This window comes from Mycobacterium sp. (genome assembly GCF_050701675.1).
GTDB lineage: Bacteria > Actinomycetota > Actinomycetes > Mycobacteriales > Mycobacteriaceae > Mycobacterium.
On the sequence record NZ_JBOGDD010000285.1, the window covers coordinates 1 to 2,243 of the forward strand.

3 protein-coding genes and 1 pseudogene are annotated in these 2,243 nt (G+C 61.5%); 2 read left to right on the forward strand and 2 right to left on the reverse strand.

The annotated features are described in order from the left end of the window. Positions 1-447, forward strand: a pseudogene (locus tag ACRDUX_RS08405) (hypothetical protein); the annotation flags it as partial. 125 nt (positions 448-572) lie between these two features. Here ACRDUX_RS08405 and ACRDUX_RS08410 read toward each other — a convergent pair. Beyond that, positions 573-1,439, reverse strand: a complete 867-nt coding sequence (locus ACRDUX_RS08410; protein ID WP_047040723.1) for an aldo/keto reductase — start codon at positions 1,437-1,439, stop codon at positions 573-575. 60 nt (positions 1,440-1,499) lie between these two features. Next, positions 1,500-1,640 carry a hypothetical protein gene (locus ACRDUX_RS08415; protein WP_156525811.1) on the reverse strand — a complete coding sequence of 47 codons (141 nt, stop codon included), beginning with the start codon at positions 1,638-1,640 and terminating at the stop codon, positions 1,500-1,502. A 258-nt stretch (positions 1,641-1,898) separates the two neighbouring features. On the opposite strand from ACRDUX_RS08415, the gene ACRDUX_RS08420 reads away from it, so the two are divergent. After that, positions 1,899-2,120 (forward strand): helix-turn-helix domain-containing protein, encoded by a 222-nt coding sequence (locus tag ACRDUX_RS08420; RefSeq protein ID WP_080989707.1) that lies wholly within the window; start codon positions 1,899-1,901, stop codon positions 2,118-2,120. Positions 2,121-2,243 lie beyond the last annotated feature (123 nt).

A 2,243-nucleotide genomic window follows, 5' to 3' on the forward strand; every position in this document is an offset into this window, starting at 1 on the left:
ACCTGGTGCAATGCCCATAACATCCGCATGACCCGGTCCCGGCCCCACCACTCCAACGACAACCCGTTCGTGGAGCAGAAAAACGAGGCCGTCGTCCGCCGCTCGGCGTTCAACTACCGCTACGACACCGATGCTGAATTGGGGCTCCTGAACGAGCTCTGGCCGCTGGTGAACCTGCGCAAAAACCTGTTCCTGCCCACCAAGAAAGTCACCGGATATCACCTGAGCCGCAAGGGGAAGTCAGTGCGCAGCTACGACGACCCGCGGACCCCGGCAGACCGGATCAAGGACACCGGGATCATGCTCGAACCCCAACGTCACTACCTGGACGAGCTCTACGCCAGTCTGGACCTGGCCGGCCTGACGAACCGGATCAACGAGATCCAGCAGCGACTCATCCGGCTGGCCGCCGCCAAGACCTACTCCCAAGCACCCCACGCAGCATGAGACTTTCGCGAGCACAATAGATGAGGCACGCAGGAATCATTTGGCGAGCATCTTGACATGAGGCACCACGGCCCCAGTCGGCCGAGTGGCCGAGGCCCCGCCGGACCGCGTCCGTTGGCCGGGATTCAGTGACCGTTTTCCGCAGCATCTGAGTCCCGCGCAGCAGTTTCGCCCATATCCAGGCGGGCCAGATCGTTCATGTCGTCGGCGGTCAGGGTGAAATCGAACGCAGAGATGTTCTCTCTCAACCAGACGGGGTCCGAAGCCTGCGGGATGGGCACCAGGTCCTGCTGAATGTGCCATCGCAGCAGGACCTGGGCAGGTGACCTGTTCAGACGGTCGGCGATGGCCACCACAAGGGGGTTCGCACGCAGTCCGGATTCACGGCCGATCGGGCTCCAGGATTGGGTGAGGATTCCCAGCTCCCGGTGGACCGCACGCGGTTGTGTGCGCGCCAGAGCAGGACTTAGCTGAATCTGGTTGACGTCCGGAACGACTCCGGTCGCTTCGATGATTTTCCTCAGGTGGGCCGGCTTGAAGTTGGAGACGCCGATGGCCTTGACGGCGCCTTCCTCTAACAGGGTTACAAGGCCTTTCCATGCCTCCGCATACGCGCCAAGCGCCGGCACCGGCCAATGGCACATGAACATGTCCAGATAGTCGACCCTAAGCTTCCGCAGGCTTTCGTCGTACGCCCGACGGACGCCGTCGACGCTGTGGGACTCCTTGTTGAACTTGCTGGAAATAAAGAGTTCCGCCCGCGGGACGCCGGCGGTTCTGATGCCGCGGCCCACGGCTTCTTCGTTGCGGTATTGAACGGCCGTGTCGACCAGCCTGTAGCCGGTCTGCACGGCACAGCGGACGGCTTGCTCGCATTCGGCGTCCAGCATCGGCCATGTTCCGAGGCCGATCCGCGGCATACTGTGTCCGTTCAGCAAGGGCAGCCTTGAGGTCGCACCTGGTCTCGGAGCCGTACTCGTTTCATTTATCATCGGAGGGCCTCGTCTTTCGGATCTGTCGATAGTTTGCTAAACGGCTGAAGCCTCAGCTCTTTATGTTTGGGCCATCACGGGTGCGGTCAGCTCAAGGTAGGCGTTTGCCTCCTGCAAGCCAACGCCGCCGCCACACTTGTTGTCGATGTCGAACAGACTGGCCAGATGCGGCAGCTCGGCACGGTCGCCGTAATCCAGCAAGTGAAGCACAACGCATAACTGCTGTCCAGATGTTAATTCCGTTCAGCAGAGAACTGGCGAGATCTGCCGGTGTGGCAGTGGTAGCCGCCCGCCCAGCGCCGTCTGGCCTGTAATCCTCGCCAGTGGGGGCCATTAAACGCATCGCCATGAGATAGCTTCGGATAGGGCCAAGCCTCCCGGAGACCGCCTCCCTTTTGAAGAAGAGCGACCCGGGCCATGTCGAGGCGTTGGCCCGGGCTTTGTCCGTGCTGAAGGCCTATCAGCAGCCAGGACAGGCCATTGTCGGTCTCGGATGTTGCCGAGTTCGTCGGGATCGCCAGGACCGCGGCGGGGCGATTCATCCTCACCCTGGAATACCTGGGTTATCTGTCCTACGACGCCAGTGGCTATTCCTTGCGGCTAGCAGTGCTGGAGATCGGGGATGCCTATCTGCTGAGCCATAAGCTGCTGGCGGTGGCCCATCCGCACCTTGAGCAATGATCATAACCTGTGGATCCCGGGCGGGCGTGCCTTCCCGGAAGATGATCTGCAAGGAATCCGAATTCTGATCAAGACCAGCGTTGGCGCGCTGGCGGGAAGGCACGCCCGTGCTCACGGTAGTAG